This window comes from Rhizobium bangladeshense (assembly GCF_001662075.1).
In the GTDB taxonomy this organism is placed as follows: Bacteria; Pseudomonadota; Alphaproteobacteria; order Rhizobiales; family Rhizobiaceae; genus Rhizobium; species Rhizobium bangladeshense_B.
The window spans coordinates 26440-41522 of record NZ_LYPL01000011.1 but is presented as its reverse complement, the minus strand read 5'-3'; the positions used below and the strand labels follow the sequence as shown (position 1 = coordinate 41522).

General features: G+C 61.9%; 15 protein-coding genes. 14 read left to right on the top strand and 1 reads right to left on the bottom strand.

The features are described 5' to 3' along the window. Positions 1 to 219 precede the first annotated feature (219 nt). The 14 genes from A7X77_RS20895 (at position 220) to nuoG (ending at position 14562) form a co-directional block, all read left to right on the top strand. Positions 220 to 720 (top strand): NADH-quinone oxidoreductase subunit J, encoded by a 501-nt coding sequence (locus A7X77_RS20895; protein ID WP_064684763.1) that lies wholly within the window; start codon positions 220 to 222, stop codon positions 718 to 720. Then, complete coding sequence (nuoK, locus tag A7X77_RS20890) at positions 720 to 1022, top strand: NADH-quinone oxidoreductase subunit NuoK (protein WP_064684762.1); 303 nt, start codon at positions 720 to 722, stop codon at positions 1020 to 1022. The genes A7X77_RS20895 and nuoK overlap by 1 nt, the downstream gene beginning before the upstream one ends. A 4-nt stretch (positions 1023 to 1026) precedes the next feature. Continuing rightward, positions 1027 to 2490: a monovalent cation/H+ antiporter subunit D family protein gene (locus A7X77_RS20885; protein ID WP_064684761.1), complete on the top strand. Its 1464-nt coding sequence runs from the start codon at positions 1027 to 1029 to the stop codon at positions 2488 to 2490. After that, positions 2487 to 2741, top strand: coding sequence for a hypothetical protein (locus A7X77_RS20880; RefSeq protein ID WP_064684760.1), 255 nt, complete (start codon positions 2487 to 2489; stop codon positions 2739 to 2741). The genes A7X77_RS20885 and A7X77_RS20880 overlap by 4 nt, the downstream gene beginning before the upstream one ends. Continuing rightward, positions 2734 to 4494 carry a Na(+)/H(+) antiporter subunit D gene (locus tag A7X77_RS20875; protein WP_064684759.1) on the top strand — a complete coding sequence of 587 codons (1761 nt, stop codon included), beginning with the start codon at positions 2734 to 2736 and terminating at the stop codon, positions 4492 to 4494. The genes A7X77_RS20880 and A7X77_RS20875 overlap by 8 nt, the downstream gene beginning before the upstream one ends. An 8-nt stretch (positions 4495 to 4502) precedes the next feature. Then, the gene (locus A7X77_RS20870) at positions 4503 to 5978 is read left to right on the top strand and encodes an NADH-quinone oxidoreductase subunit M (RefSeq protein WP_064684758.1); all 1476 of its coding nucleotides are present in this window, start codon (positions 4503 to 4505) and stop codon (positions 5976 to 5978) included. Continuing rightward, complete coding sequence (locus A7X77_RS20865; RefSeq protein ID WP_064684757.1) at positions 5975 to 7414, top strand: NADH-quinone oxidoreductase subunit N; 1440 nt, start codon at positions 5975 to 5977, stop codon at positions 7412 to 7414. Before A7X77_RS20870 ends, A7X77_RS20865 begins: the two co-directional genes overlap by 4 nt. 105 nt (positions 7415 to 7519) lie before the next feature. Beyond that, entirely contained in the window at positions 7520 to 7885 is a 366-nt protein-coding gene (locus A7X77_RS20860; RefSeq protein WP_064684937.1) for an NADH-quinone oxidoreductase subunit A, read from the top strand. Further along, the gene (locus tag A7X77_RS20855; protein ID WP_064684756.1) at positions 7873 to 8376 is read left to right on the top strand and encodes a NuoB/complex I 20 kDa subunit family protein; all 504 of its coding nucleotides are present in this window, start codon (positions 7873 to 7875) and stop codon (positions 8374 to 8376) included. Before A7X77_RS20860 ends, A7X77_RS20855 begins: the two co-directional genes overlap by 13 nt. Further along, on the top strand, positions 8373 to 8909 hold the full coding sequence (locus tag A7X77_RS20850; RefSeq protein ID WP_064684755.1) for an NADH-quinone oxidoreductase subunit C: 537 nt from the start codon (positions 8373 to 8375) through the stop codon (positions 8907 to 8909). The genes A7X77_RS20855 and A7X77_RS20850 overlap by 4 nt, the downstream gene beginning before the upstream one ends. 29 nt (positions 8910 to 8938) lie before the next feature. Further along, entirely contained in the window at positions 8939 to 10153 is a 1215-nt protein-coding gene (gene nuoD / locus A7X77_RS20845) for an NADH dehydrogenase (quinone) subunit D (RefSeq protein WP_064684754.1), read from the top strand. A gap of 17 nt (positions 10154 to 10170) precedes the next feature. Further along, the gene (gene nuoE, locus A7X77_RS20840; protein WP_064684753.1) at positions 10171 to 10683 is read left to right on the top strand and encodes an NADH-quinone oxidoreductase subunit NuoE; all 513 of its coding nucleotides are present in this window, start codon (positions 10171 to 10173) and stop codon (positions 10681 to 10683) included. 4 nt (positions 10684 to 10687) lie between these two features. Further along, the gene (nuoF, locus tag A7X77_RS20835; protein WP_064684752.1) at positions 10688 to 11953 is read left to right on the top strand and encodes an NADH-quinone oxidoreductase subunit NuoF; all 1266 of its coding nucleotides are present in this window, start codon (positions 10688 to 10690) and stop codon (positions 11951 to 11953) included. A 32-nt stretch (positions 11954 to 11985) separates the two neighbouring features. Next, positions 11986 to 14562 carry an NADH-quinone oxidoreductase subunit NuoG gene (gene nuoG, locus A7X77_RS20830; RefSeq protein WP_064684751.1) on the top strand — a complete coding sequence of 859 codons (2577 nt, stop codon included), beginning with the start codon at positions 11986 to 11988 and terminating at the stop codon, positions 14560 to 14562. A gap of 73 nt (positions 14563 to 14635) precedes the next feature. On the opposite strand, the gene A7X77_RS20825 is transcribed toward nuoG, so the two are convergent. Then, positions 14636 to 15076 carry a CBS domain-containing protein gene (locus A7X77_RS20825; RefSeq protein ID WP_064684750.1) on the bottom strand — a complete coding sequence of 147 codons (441 nt, stop codon included), beginning with the start codon at positions 15074 to 15076 and terminating at the stop codon, positions 14636 to 14638. Positions 15077 to 15083: the final 7 nt, after the last annotated feature.

The following is a 15083-nucleotide window of genomic DNA, read 5'->3' as shown; positions in this document are numbered from 1 at the left end:
TACGCTAGATCGTCCGCTCGCTATGGCGCTATAGAACGCACGCGTCGCGAGCGGTCTTCGCCACATCGGACTGGCTTGGTTTCGCCCCGCCGATGACAATAAACTTGTGAAAAATCCGATACTAGGGCACAATTTGCGAACGCATCTGAAGTTGCGGCGTAAACTCAAAACCGGCCGTCTCGCGCCGAGTTGACAGTTCGCGTCGGAGGGTCGGCGTCGATGGATCAGGGGTTCTTTCTTCTGTTCGCTGCGGTGTCCGTGATCACCGCCCTGACGGTGGTCCTGGCGCGGAATCCGGTTCACAGCGCATTGGCGTTGATGGCGTGTTTCCTCAATATCTCGGCCATCTTTGTCTTGCTCGAGGCGCCGTTCCTCGCGGTCATCCAGATCTTTGTCTATGTCGGCGCGATCATGGTCCTGTTCCTGTTCGTGATCATGATGATCGATGTGCGCGAAGCGGTGTTGCAGCGGTTCTTGCCGGGCGGCAACCTGTCGGCTCTGGTGCTGGTCGTCCTGCTTGGGGTCGAGATGCTTGTGCTGGTGCTCTGGAGTGACCGCTTTTCGGTCATCGAACCTGTCGCCATGCGCGGCGGTGATCAGATCAGGCAGCTCAGCACGACACTTTTCGCCGACTATCTCCTGCCGTTTGAAATCGCCTCCGTGATCCTTTTGGCTGCCCTGATCGGCGCCATCGTGCTGGCGCGGAAGGAGCAGGAGTGATGGTTCCGCTCTGGTGGTATATTGTGCTTGGAGTGATCCTGTTCGTGATCGGAGCAGCGGGCGTACTGATCAGGCGCAATATTCTAGTGGTGCTCATGTCGCTGGAGCTTTTGCTCAACTCGGTCAATATCAACTTCATCGCTTTCGGGCATTACTACGACGATTTCCGCGGGCAGATCTTCGCGATCTTCGTCATCGCAATCACCGCGGCGGAGGTTGCCGTCGCCCTCGGTATCCTGGTCGCCCTCGTGAGGAACAAGTCCACCCTCAAGGTCGACGACGTGACCATGATGAAAGGATAGCGGTTTGGACCCGGTGATATCGATCCGGCCGCTGCTTGCCGTTGCCGTCGCAGGTCTGGCGGCCCTTGCGATTCTCCTTCTGAACAACCGCGAGAAACTCCGCGATGTCGTCTCGCCGGTGGCCGCGATCGCCATGTTCGCTATTGTCGCCTCGATGGCACCCACCGTGCTGGCGGGCGGGACGATCGATTTGCGCCTGTTCGAGATCCTGCCGGGGATTGACTTCGCTTTCCGGGTCGATGCGCTCGGCATGGTGTTTGCCACCGTCTCGTCGCTGCTGTGGATCGTGGCTGCGATTTATTCCATCGGCTACATGCGGCACTTGAACGAGCACGCGCAGACCCGGTTCTTCGCCTGCTTCGCCAGCAGTCTGGCGGCCGCCGCCGGGGGTGCCTTCGCCGCCAATCTGTTTACACTGGTGATCTTCTACGAGATGCTCAGTCTCGTTACCTATCCCCTCGTCTACCACCACGAGGACGAGGCGGGATGGACGGGCAGCCGCAAGTACCTCGTCTATCTGATGGGCGCGTCGAAAAGCGTGTTGCTCGCCGCGCTGGCGCTGACCTACCACATTGCGGGGTCGCTCGACTTTGTGACGGGCGGGCTGCTGGCGGGAGCGGATGCCTCCGCGCTGCTGCTGACGGTCGTTTATTTCGGCTATCTCTTTGGCTTCGCCAAGGCCGCGGTGATGCCGATGCACGCCTGGCTGCCTGCCGCGATGGTGGCTCCGACACCGGTCAGCGCGCTCCTGCATGCGGTGGCCGTGGTCAAGATGGGCGTGTTCTGCGTGCTGCGAGTGGTCTTCCATGTCTTCGGCGTCGAGCTGGTGGGGAAGCTGGGCCTCGGTATCGCCACGGCCTATCTGGTTTCGTTCACGATCCTCATGGCGTCGGTCTACGCCCTCACGCGGGACGACCTGAAGGCGAGGCTCGCCTATTCGACCGTCAGCCAACTATCCTACATCGTGCTGGGCGTGGTTCTGTTGTCGCCGGTCGCGATGGTCGGCGGAATCGTTCACATCGCGGCGCATGCGTTCTCCAAAATCACACTCTTTTTCTGCGCAGGTTCAATCTATTGCGCATCTGGCAAGCGCAACATCAGCGATATGGCTGGGATCGGCCGCAGGCTGCCCTGGACGATGGGGGCGTTCTTCGTCGGTTCGCTCGGCATGATCGGGGTGCCGCTGACCGCGGGCTTCGTCAGCAAGTGGTATCTGGCACGGGGTTCGGTGGAGGCGGGGGAAATCCCATTCCTGATCGTGCTCCTCATAAGTTCGGTCCTGAACGCCGCCTATTTCCTGCCAATCAGCTATCTCGCCTTTTTCGGGACGGAGGCACAGGAGAGCCCCGCGACGGTTCGGGAAATTCCGATGGTCACGATTCCGCTGGTCGCGACCGCCATCCTGTCGGTGCTGATGGGCATCTTCCCCGGCTATTTCCTCACCTTGGCGGACGGAGTGGTCAGATGATCAAGCGAGTGGTCGATTTCTTTGGTGCCGAAGAATATGCGCAGCAGCGGCGCCGGCTGTTCTATCTGGCGCTCGTACTTATCGTCATCGCCGACTTTCTGGTTCCCCGCGAACACGCCGAATACCTGTGGGACCGCGTGCCGGGCTGGTCGGCCGTCTACGGCTTCGGCTCCTGCGTGCTGCTCATCTTCGTTTCCAAGTTTCTCGGCCATCAGGCTGGGTTGATGCGGCGCGAGGACTACTATGACTGACTTCATCCATCCGGCCCTGCTCTTCATTCTCGGCGCTCTGCCGATCCCATTCCTCAGAGGATCGATCCGCAAGGCTTATCTGTTGCTGATCCCGGCGTTGGCGATCCTCGCCGTCGTTACGATGCAGCCGGACAACTACGGCGCGGCGTCGTTCCTCGGGCAGCAAATCCAGGTCGCGAAGGTCGACAAGCTGAGCAGGGTCTTCGCCACGGTTTTCACCATCATGGCTCTGATCGGAACGGTCTACGCGCTGCACTTGCCTCGCCCCGGCCAGCACGTCGCTGCGTTCGTCTACGTCGGGAGCGCGCTTGGCGTGGTATTCGCCGGCGACTACCTGACGCTGTACCTGTTCTGGGAAGGCATGGCGTTTGCCTCTGCCTATCTCGTCTTCGCACAGGGCGGCCGGCAAGCGATCAGCGCCGGGTTCCGGTATCTCATGGTTCATATCACCGGCGGTGTCGTCCTGCTTGGCGGCATCATTCTCTACGGGCTTTCAACAGGCTCGCTACTCCTGGGCCCGATCGAGGAAGGGATGGGCGCCGGCGCCTACCTGATCCTTGCCGGGTTCCTTCTGAACGCCGCCGTGCCGCCGCTCAACGCCTGGCTGACCGACGCTTACCCTGAGGCAACAGTCACCGGGGCGGTATTCATGAGCGCCTTCACCACCAAGACCGCCGTTTATGTGCTGGCGCGCGCATTTCCGGGAACCGAGCTTCTCGTTTGGCTCGGCATCGCGATGGCGCTTTACGGCGTCATCTATGCAGTACTGGAGAACGACTGCCGACGCCTGTTGGCCTATCACATTGTCAGCCAGGTGGGTTATATGGTGGCGGGCGTCGGTATCGGGACCGAGATGGCTGTCAACGGCGCCACCAGTCATGCCTTCGCGCATATCCTCTACAAGGCGCTTCTGTTCATGGGTGCCGGGGCGGTGATCTACGTCACCGGCCGTCGCAAGCTCACCGAGCTTGGCGGGCTCTACAAGACCATGCCGCTGACAGTGGCGCTCTACATGGTCGGCGCCTTCGCGATCTCGGCATTTCCCTTCTTCTCGGGCTTCGTCACCAAATCGATGGTGATCGCCGCTGCCGGACAGGATCATCGGGCGCTGGTGGTGCTGGCGCTGACAATGGCATCGTCCGGGACGTTCCTGCACACGGGCTTGAAGCTGCCGTATTACATGTTCTTCGGCACGGACCGGAAACTGGAGGCGAGGGAGCCGCCGCGCAACATGCTGGTCGCGATGGGAATGGCGGCGGTGCTTTGCATTGCGATCGGAGTGTTCCCGCAGCCGCTTTATGCGCTTCTGCCCTATCGGGTCGACTTCGAACCTTACACCGGCCTCCATGTCACGGAGAGCCTCGGCGTACTGATGTTCACGGCCTTCGGGTTCGTGCTGTTCCTGCGGGCGCTCGACCCAGCGAACACCATCAGCATCGACACCGACTGGTTCTATCGCAAGGGCGCGCGGGTCTTCATGTGGCTCGCCGAACGACCGCTGGCGCGCTACGAGAAGGCGGTGAGCGAGGTGTCCGAAACCGCGGCGTTGCCCCTGTTGCACGGGGCGGCACGGGCGGGACTGCGGATCGATCTCACCGGGGTGGACGCTGTCGTGAACGGCGTTGCCCGCTCGATCCTGCGCGGCGGCGGGCGGCTCCGGCGACTCCAGACCGGCGTCGTGACCCACTACGTGCTGGCGATGATCGTCGGTGTGATCGCGGCCACCGCCATCTTCGCCGTAGCGTGGCGGTAGGGGGTCGCATGGGGTTACCGCTACTCAGCCTCATCGTATTCACACCCGCCGCCGGGGCAGCGGTTCTGATATTTCTGCGCAGCGACGCTGCGGTGCGGTGGATGGCGCTGGGTGTCACCGTCATCGACCTCGTTCTCTGCATTGCTATGTTGGTCGGTTTTGACACCACGACCCACGCGATGCAGTTTACCGAGACGCGCCCGTGGGTTCCTGCGCTCGGGATCACCTATGCGCTTGGCATCGACGGAATCAGTGCGCTGTTCGTTTTCCTGACCGCCCTGCTGGGCTCGACCTGCGTGCTCGCTTCGTGGGTCGCGATCGACCACAAGGTGAAGGAATTCATGGTCAGTCTGCTGGCCATGGAGGCGCTGATGCTGGGGGTTTTCTGCGCCCTCGACCTGTTCTTGTTTTACGTCTTCTGGGAGGCGATGCTGATCCCAATGTACCTGATCATCGGCGTCTGGGGCGGCGACGGCCGGGTCTATGCGGCTTTCAAGTTCTTCCTTTACACGCTGGCAGGCAGCGTCCTGTTCCTCGTCGGCGTCATCGTGCTCTATTTCAACGGCGGCGAGACCTTCGACATTCTCGCTCTGACAGCACAGGATTTGCCGTTCCGGGTCCAGTCGTGGCTGTTCTTCGCTTTCCTGATCGCCTTCGCGGTCAAGGTGCCGATGGTCCCGGTCCACACCTGGCTGCCGGACGCCCATGTGCAGGCGCCGACAGCCGGCAGCATCATCCTCGCCGGCGTGCTGCTGAAGATGGGCGCCTACGGCTTCCTGCGATTCTCGCTGCCGATGCTGCCGGAGGCGTCGGTGTATTATTCGACCCTGATGCTTTCGCTGTCGGCGCTTGCGATCGTCTATGGCGGGTTGCTTGCGCTGGCGCAGGACGACCTCAAGAAGCTGGTGGCCTATTCCAGCATCAGCCACATGGGCTTCGTGACGATGGGGATTTTCGCGCTGAACCTGCGCGGGCTCCAGGGCGGTATCCTGCAAATGTTCAATCATGGCGTGACGACGGGCGCGTTGTTCCTGTTCGTCGGCCTGATCTACGAGCGGACCCACACCCGCAGCATCGCCGATTATGGCGGGCTGATGAAGGCGGCACCCGTGTACACCACGTTTCTTGCCTTGTTCATCCTGTCGTCGATGGCGCTGCCGGGAACGAATTCGTTCGTGGGCGAGTTGCTCGTGCTGTCTGGCGGGTTTGCGGCCAACCTGGCCGTCGGCGCGGCCGCCGTTCTGGGCGCATTGCTGGGCGCGGCCTATCTGCTTGGCATGTATGGGAAGGTCGCGCTTGGTCCGGTGAGCGTCGGCGCCCGGTTCAAGATACGTGACGTAAACGCCCGCGAGGTCGCTGCGATCCTGCCGCTGACCGTCTTCGTGCTTTGGGTCGGGCTCTATCCAAAGCCTTTTCTCAACATCATCGATGCCTCGGCGAAACATCTGCTCGCGCAGGTGCACGGTGAGGAGGGCGGCCAATGACCGCTGCTGCGCTTCTCCAGTCGGCCCTTGCGAGCCTGCCCGAGATCGTGGTGATCACGGGGGCCTGCATCCTGCTGATCCTGGGACAGTTTGTACAAAAGAGACAGGAACATTTCCTTGTCTGGGCTTCCGTTGCCATCGTGCTGATTGCCGCCTTGGCGACACTCATGCTGGCGGGCGAGGTGCGGCCGGCCTACACGGGCATGTTCGTCGCCGACCGCTTCGCGGTCTTCTTCAAGTTCGTGTTCTATTTAGCCACCGTTCTGACATTCCTCCTCTCGCGAAAATATGCCGATATCGAAGGGATCGGCAGCAGCGAATACTATGTCCTGCTGCTCTTTGCGCTTTCGGGAATGATGATCATGGCGTCGGCTACCGATCTCATGTCGATCTATGTAGGCCTCGAACTGATGGTGCTCTGTACCTATGTGCTGACCGGTTTCCTGCGGCAAGAGCGGCGGTCGAACGAAGCGGCGCTGAAATATGTGATCCTTGGCGCGGTCTCGACCGGGATTTTCCTTTACGGCGTTTCGCTGGTCTACGGGCTGACCGGCACCACGCAACTGGACGCAATGGCTGCAGCAGTGACAGGGGATCCGCTCGATCCCGGATTGCTGCTGGCGGTAGTCTTCATTGTCGCGGGGCTGGTCTTCAAGGTCGGCGCGGTGCCGTTCCATATGTGGGTTCCGGACATCTACGAAGGCGCGCCGACGACGATCACCGCCTTCATGTCGGTCGGGCCCAAGGCGGCGGGATTCGCGGTCATCCTGCGGGTGTTCCTCAACCCTCTGGTCGCAGCCTCGGATGTCTGGATCATCGTCGCCGTCATTGCGGTGGTGACGATGGCGCTCGGCAGCTTCGTGGCGCTGGTCCAGGATAATTTCAAGCGCCTCCTGGCCTATTCCAGCATCGCGCATGCCGGCTTCGCCATTTTCGGCGTGGCCGCTGGCGGCGCCGATGGGATCGCCAGCGTGATGCTCTATCTGCTGATCTACGCGTTCATGAATCTCGGCATTTTCGGCGCCGTCATCATGATGCGGAACGGCGATTTCTCGGGCGAGGTCATCGACGACTATGCGGGTTTCGCCAAGTCACATCCAGGGCTGGCGCTTTTGATGCTGCTCTATCTCTTCTCGCTGGCCGGCATTCCGCCGACGGCCGGGTTCTTCGCCAAGTTTTACGTGCTGGTTGCCCTCGTCGAGCGTGGTTTTGTCATGCTGGCGGTTATCGCAGTACTGCTCAGCGCCGTCGCCGCCTATTTCTACATTCGCATCGTGATGGTGATCTACATGCGCGAGCCGAAGAGGGCGTTCGCGCCGGCGCTGACGCCTCTGGTGGGCGCGACACTCGCCGTCACCGCTGCCGGCACCATCGGCATCGGCCTATTTCCGTCGTGGTTTCTAAAGCTTGCCCAAGATTCGGTCTTTGGCGGGTGAGCGATTGGGTTTGCAATGATCACACCGACGGAATAGACTTGAAGACAGAGGAAGGATTGCCCAAGTCGCGCCGCGGCGTGGTCGATGGGCGACCGGTGCAGTGATATGACTGCAATGGAATTTTTGCCGGTTCTTTTCATGGTCGCCGGAGTCGCTCTGGTGGCGGGGGTGACGTTGTTCGTCTCCTCGCTGCTGCGCCCATCCAATCCTTATCCCGCCAAGAACATGCCCTATGAATGCGGCATGGACGCAGCGGGCGAGGCGGCGGCGGGCCGCTTCAGGGTGCCGTTCTTTATCCTCGCGATCCTGCTCGTCGTTTTCGATGTCGAAGCGATGTTTCTCTTTCCCTGGGCCGTCGTCCTGAAAGAGATCGGCCTGGTCGGCTATATCGAGATGTTCATCTTCATCTTGCTGCTTCTCGTGGGTTTCGCCTACGCCTGGCTGAAAGGAGCGCTGGAATGGGAGGCGTAAACAACGCGATCCGCGACAGCGTGCTGTTCACTACGGCCGACAGCGTCATCAGTTGGAGCCGAAGTTCGGCGCTGTGGCCGGAGACCTTCGGCATTGCCTGCTGCGCCATCGAGATGATCTCGGCCGGTTGCGCCCGCTACGATCTCGACCGGTTCGGCGTGGTCTTCCGCCCTTCGCCGAGACAATCGGACGTCATGATCATTGCCGGCACCGTGACCCGGAAATTCGCGCCCGTCGTGCGGCGGCTCTATGACCAGATGCCTGAGCCGCGCTGGGTGATCGCCATGGGCACCTGCGCTATTTCGGGCGGGGTCTACAACACCTATGCCGTGGTGCAGGGATCGGAAACCTTCGTGCCCGTCGATGTGCATGTGCCCGGCTGTCCGCCCCGGCCTGAGGCGCTGATGCACGGCTTCCTTCTGCTTCAAGAAAAGATCAAGAGGTCGCGGGCACTCGCCGGCACCCCTCTCGATCGGGTTATAGCGTCATGAGTGCGGAGCCGTCCCTCAATCGCGCTCCGATCATGGAGCGCTTCGGAGCAACAATCGAGGACCTCGGCACTGCGCACGATATTGACGCCTTTGCCGTTCCGCCCGAGAGGATCGTCGAGTTCTGCCGGTTCCTGAAGGAGCATCCGGCGCTGCAATTCAATTTCCTCTCAGACATTTGCGGGGTCGATCATTATCCCGAAACACCGCGGTTCGAGGCGGTCTACCATCTCTATTCGCTGCCCAACAGGTGGCGGATTCGCATCAAGTGCCGGCTTGGCGATCCTCCTGAAGTGCCCTCGGTCACGGGAGTCTGGCGCACCGCCAACTGGCATGAGCGTGAGGCCTGGGACATGTACGGCATCCGGTTCGCGGGACATCCCGATCTGCGCCGGATCTATATGTGGGAGGGCTTCGAGGGCTTTCCCCAGCGCAAGGATTTCCCCCTCAGGGGCTATAGGGACAAGTTGAACCCCTTCGGTGCAGAAGGTCCGCCGCCAACGCAGCCCGACCTTGCCACCAGGGACATTCCGTAAGGGAGGCCGTTCTACGCCGGAACGTTGAGATGACTGAAGTCACCGAGCTCAGCAGGCCTGAGGGCGAAGCGCTCAATACCAGGGAAGTGCTACTCAACCTCGGTCCGCAGCACCCCAGCACCCATGGGGTTCTTCGGCTCGTCCTCGAACTGGACGGCGAGTTCGTCGAGCGCGTCGATCCGCATATCGGCTACCTCCATCGAGGCACCGAAAAACTGGCGGAGAGCTTCACCTATACCCAGATTTTCCCGCTGACGGACCGGCTCGACTATCTCTGTCCGCCCTCGAACAACCTCGCCTTCGCGCTGGCGGTAGAGAAACTCCTTGGCATAGAAGCACCGATCCGGGCGCAATATATCCGCGTGATGATGGCCGAGCTGGCACGGATCTCCGGTCACCTCCTGATCACGGGCGCTCTGCCGATGGACCTCGGCGCCATGACCGCGCTGCTTTACGTCATGCGCGAGCGTGAAATGATCATGGACCTCCTGGAAATGATCTCCGGTGCGCGCATGCACACCTCGTTCTGCCGGGTCGGCGGAGTGCGCGAGGACCTGCCTGACGGATTCTTCCCCAAAATCCGGGAGTTTTGCGACATCTTCCCGAACCGGATCCGCGACTATGAGCGACTGCTCGAAGATAACCGGGTGTTTCTCAATCGCACCAAGGGGATCGGCGTGATCTCCGCCGAGGATGCTGTCGATCTCGGCCTCAGCGGCCCGAACCTGCGGGCTTCCGGTGTCGACTGGGACATCCGGCGCGATGAGCCCTACGAGATCTACCACCGGCTCGATTTCAACGTCATCACCCGTGACGAGGGCGATTGCTATGCACGCTGGCGATGCCGCGTCGACGAGATGCGCGAAAGCATAAGTATCATCGAACAATGCATCGACCAGATGCCTGAGGGGCCGTTCCAGATCGATATGCCGACAATCGCCTTCCCGCTGGACAAGGATCGGGTGCACTGCTCGATGGAGGCGCTGATCCAGCATTTCGACCTGTCGGCCTACGGCTTCGAGGTGCCGAAGGGCGAGGTCTATTCGGCGATCGAGGCGCCAAAGGGCGAGCTTGGCTTTTACATCATCAGCGACGGGTCGCCAAAACCGTTCCGCATGAAGGTGCGGGCACCCTCATTCGTCAATCTTCAGGCCCTCTTTGGGGTCACCAACGCCCGCTATCTGGCGGACATGATCGCCGTGCTCGGCAGCCTCGACCCCGTGATGGCGGAGGTGGACAAGTAGCAGAGGATTTGGACGTGATGACCATGCGCGAAAAGATCGAAGAGGCGGCGGCGCGGTATCCCGACCAGCGCTCGGCGATCATGCCCGCGCTTCGGATTGCGCAGAGAGAGCATGGCCATCTGCCTGGTCCGGTGCTGGAGGAGGTCGCCAACATTCTCGGAGTCGAGCGCATCTGGATCTACGAGCTGGCGACCTTCTACACGCTCTTCCATACCGAACCGGTGGGCATGTTCCATCTGCAGCTTTGCGACAACGTCTCCTGCATGCTGTGCAGATCCGAGGACCTGCTGAGGCATCTGGAGGAGGTCCTCGGGATCAAGAAGGGCGAAACCACCCCGGACCGGCTGTTCACGCTTTCGACCGTCGAATGCCTCGGCGCCTGCGAGATGGCTCCAGTGATGCAGGTCGGCGACGACTATCACGGCGACCTCGATATCGCGCGAATCGACGCGCTTCTCGACAGGTTGCGAACGGAGGCGGGACAAGCGACTGGCGCCGATCTCGTCTCGGCAGCACCGCCGGGAGAATAGCGTCATGTTCGAACCGATCCTCCTCAAGCACGTCGATGTTCAGGATGGCCATCTGCTCTCCACCTTCGAGGCTGGCGGAGGCTACCAGGCTCTGGCCAAGGTGCTGCGCGAAAACACGCCTGAGGAGGTTATCGACCTCGTCAAACGGTCCAACCTGCGCGGTCGCGGCGGTGCCGGATTCCCGACGGGCATGAAATGGGGTTTCGTGCCGAAGCGGACCGGCAAGCCGACATATCTGTGCTGCAACGCCGATGAGGGCGAGCCGGGCACCTTCAAGGACCGGATCATCATGGAACGCGACCCGCATCAACTGATCGAGGGGTTGGCGGTAAGTGCATACGCGATTGGGGCCGAAACCGCCTATGTCTACATTCGCGGAGAATATGTGACGGCGATCCGTCGTCTGGAGCAGGCGATCGCCGAGGCCCACGCAAAGGGTTATCTCGGAAAACACATTCTGGGCTCGGATTTCAATTTCGCCGTACACATCCACTGCGGCGCCGGCGCCTATATCTGCGGCGAAGAGACTGCGATGCTCGAGTCGCTTGAGGGCAAACGGGCGCAGCCGCGATTGAAGCCGCCATTTCCGGCCGTGGCCGGGCTCTACGCCAGCCCGACAGTGATCAACAATGTCGAGACGCTCGCTTGCGTGCCGCATATCGTTATGCGGGGGCCGGAATGGTTTCGGGGCATCGGCCCGGACAAGAGCCCCGGCCCGAAGCTCTACTGCCTCAGTGGGCAGGTGCGCAAACCCGGCCTCTATGAATTGCCCATGGGCATACCGCTGCGCGAACTGGTCGAGAACCACGCTGGCGGCGTGCTGCCGGGACGCAGAATCAAGGCGGTGATCCCGGGCGGGGTCTCAGCGCCGGTGATACCGGAGCACGGGCTGGAGGTCGGGATGGATTTCGACTCGCTGGCTGCCGCCGGCTCGATGCTCGGTTCGGCTGGCGTTATCGTGATCGACGACTCGACCTGCATGGTCAAGGTCGCGACCCGGATCATCGAATTCTTCCATCATGAGTCCTGCGGCAAGTGCACGCCATGCCGGGAAGGATTGAACTGGGTCGTGAAGGTCCTGCGCCGGGTCGAGGCCGGCGAAGGTGCTGCCGGCGATCTGGAGCAGCTGGAGATGCTCTGCAAGGGCATTTTCGGCAATACGTTTTGTGCTCTGGGCGACGGGGCGGCGATGGGGTTGCGGGCGGCACTCGCGCATTTTCGCGCTGAGTTCGTCGCCCATATCGAGGAGCACAGGTGCCCCTTTCACTGAAGGCCTGTACCGCGACAGGACTGCGAGGAAGTATGGTTAGCATTACGATCGATGGACAAACGCTGGAAGTTGAGGCTGGCTCGACAGTGCTGCAGGCCGCCCGGCGTTTGGGCATCGATATCCCAACCTTCTGCTATCTGAAGCGTCTGCCGCCGCTGGCCTCCTGCCGCATGTGCCTGGTGGAGATCGAGGGGCAGCGGCGGCTGCAGCCGTCCTGCGCCACCGCCGTCACCGAGGGCATGGTGGTGCGGGCGAACACAGCTCTGATCGAGGAAACGCGCTCTTCCATGCTCGACATGCTGCTCGCCAACCACCCCCTCGACTGCCCGATCTGCGACAAGGGCGGCGAATGCGAGCTTCAGGACATGGTGATGGCCTACGGACCCCGCAAAAGCGAGTTCCACGACCCCAAGCGGGTCTTCCACTCGCAGGACATCCGTCTCAGCCCTGTCGTCATCATGAACGTCAACCGCTGCATCCAATGCCAGCGCTGTGTGCGGATGTGCGAGGAGGTCGTCGGCGCGGTGGCGCTGGGCACCGTCGAAAAAGGCATGGATACCGCCGTCACCGGCTTCGAGGGCAGTCTGGCAAGTTGCGACCAGTGCGGCAACTGCATCGAGGTCTGCCCGGTCGGCGCGCTGATGAGCTTCCCCTATCGCTACAAGGCACGCCCCTGGGATCTGGTCGAGACCGACACGGTCTGCCCGCATTGCGGCACCGGTTGCCAGCTGACGGTGGGCACGCGCAAGGGTGAGTTCATGCGGGTGCGCTCGAAGTGGGACGAGGGTGTGAACCGCGAAACGCTCTGCGTACGCGGACGCTTCGGTCTCGATTTCGTCACCAGCCGCGACCGGATCAAGCGGCCGATGATCCGTCGTGACGGCGCCCTGGTGCCGGTTTCCTGGGACGAGGCGGGCGACTATCTGCGCCGGCGGCTATCGGCCGTCGAGGGCAAGGCGACCGGCGGGCTGGCGTCGCCGCGACTGCCCAACGAGGTGCTCTATCAGTTCCAGAAGCTGTTGCGCACGGTGTTCCGGACCAACAATATTGACTGCTCTTCTCGCTGGTCCGCGCCCTTCGATACGCTCGGCCCGCTGGTCGGAGGGTTCTACAGCCGCGCACCGCTCAGCGAGGTAATCGGCAACGACTGCATACTCATCGTCGGCGGAAACGTGACCGAGGAGAACCCGGTCACCGAATACCTGTTGCGCGATGCCGCGCGGCGGCGGCAGGCCGGACTTCTCATGCTCTCCGCGCGGCCATCCCGTCTGGACGACGATGCCAGGGTGGTGGTTCGCGCAGTGCCCAGCGGAGAGGCGGCAAGCATTGCGACTGTGGTAGCCGGACTCGTGACAGCGGCTGGCCAGGCCTTGCCCGGCAACGCGCTTGCGGCCATCGGAGCAACAATCGAGAGGTCAGCGGCGGATGCCAGTGATGGGCCGGGTCGTCTGGCGGGCGCGCTCAAGGAAGCTGGCAGCGTCACCGTGCTTGTCAGCGTCGATCTCCTGAGATCACCCGACGCGCGGGCAACGCTGCAGCAGATCAACAACCTGCTGCAGCTTCTGCGCCTGCTCGGCAAAGGCCCGGCGATGCAGTTCCTCTTCGACCGTGCCAACCAGCTGGGCGCCTGGGACATGGGTGGGCTGCCCGCGGCTCTGCCGGGGCTGCGGCCGGTCGCCGATGATGCGGCGCGCGCAACTCTTGCACGCAACTGGGGCGCCGAAATTCCGTCTGAACCGGGCGCGGGGCTCGATGCCATGCTGGAACTCTGCGTCGGCGGGCAGATGGGTGCGCTCTATATTGCCGGAACCGACCCCCTGATCAGCTATCCCGACCGGGCGTTCGTAGAGCGGGCGCTTGGCGCCGCCGGGCTCCTGATCGTCCAGGACGCCTTTCTTACGGACACGGCCGGGCTGGCCGAGGTCGTCCTGCCCGCCGCGGCTTACGGCGAAGAGCCCGGCACGTTCACCAATAACGAGGGCCGGATCCAGAAGGTTCGTAAATTCCGTGAGCTCGTTTTCGAGGCACGAGGCAATCTGGCGATCTTCGACTTCGTCGCCGCGCTGCGCAACCAGGCGCTGCAGCCTTCGACGCAAGGCGAAATTTTCGATGAGATTGCCCGGCTGGTTTCGGGCTATCAGGAATTGACGCAGGAGGGGCTTGGCGCCGACGGGGCATTCACCAAGGCAGTGCCAACACCACCGACCGGCGTGTTCTTTGCGCCGCCCCCCGTCCCGATAGCCGCCGACCGGCTGATGCTGATCACCGGCGACTGCCTGTTCCACAACGGATATCTTTCCGAACGGTCTGATATCCTGAACACGGTCGCCAACGATCCCTATGCCGCAATGAGCGCGCAGGATGCCGCACAGCTTGGCCTTTCGGATGGCGATCAGGTGATCGTGAGTTCAGCTGTGGGCGAACTGACGGCACAGCTCAAGGTCGACAGGCGGTTTCCCGATGGCCTCGTCTTCATTCCGGAAAACTATAGAGCCTTGCGGCTCAATAGCCTGATGCGGCGGGGCGAATACCCGTGCCCGGTGGAGGTCCGGAGGGCTCATTCCATTCTCCATGCCGACGGCACGGACCGGATCTGGCGTGGGGTCTGAAGGTTTTGGGTCGGGCATAGCAAGGCCCCGGCAAGCCGCCGTGTCCAAGCGTCTTTACATCGGTCCGGCGACGTCAGTGATATCTGTTCCCGCAGATATAATCCTGCAAATCCTGTTCCGTGCGCTGTGCTTCGTCGAGCCTGTGTTTAACCACGTCCCCGATACTGACCACGCCGATAACCTCGTTCCCGTCCATGACCAGCACATGACGCGTCCGTCGATTGGTCATGATCCCCATCGCGACGGGTAGCAAATCATGTGTCGAACAGGTCGCCACACTGCGGTTCATGACGTCCGCGGCCCGCATCATCGCCGCCTCGGCCCCGTATTCCGCCACCGCATTGCAGCAATCCCGCTCCGACAGCGTTCCCAAGTATTCGTTGTTCGACCGGCTGACAACGACGAAGCCGATATTGTTGCTGCGAAACAACCTCAGAACTTCCACCATCGTCTGATCGGGAGCGACCGTGATGACACCGACACCTTTGTTCTTCATTATATCGCCGACAAACATCTAAACC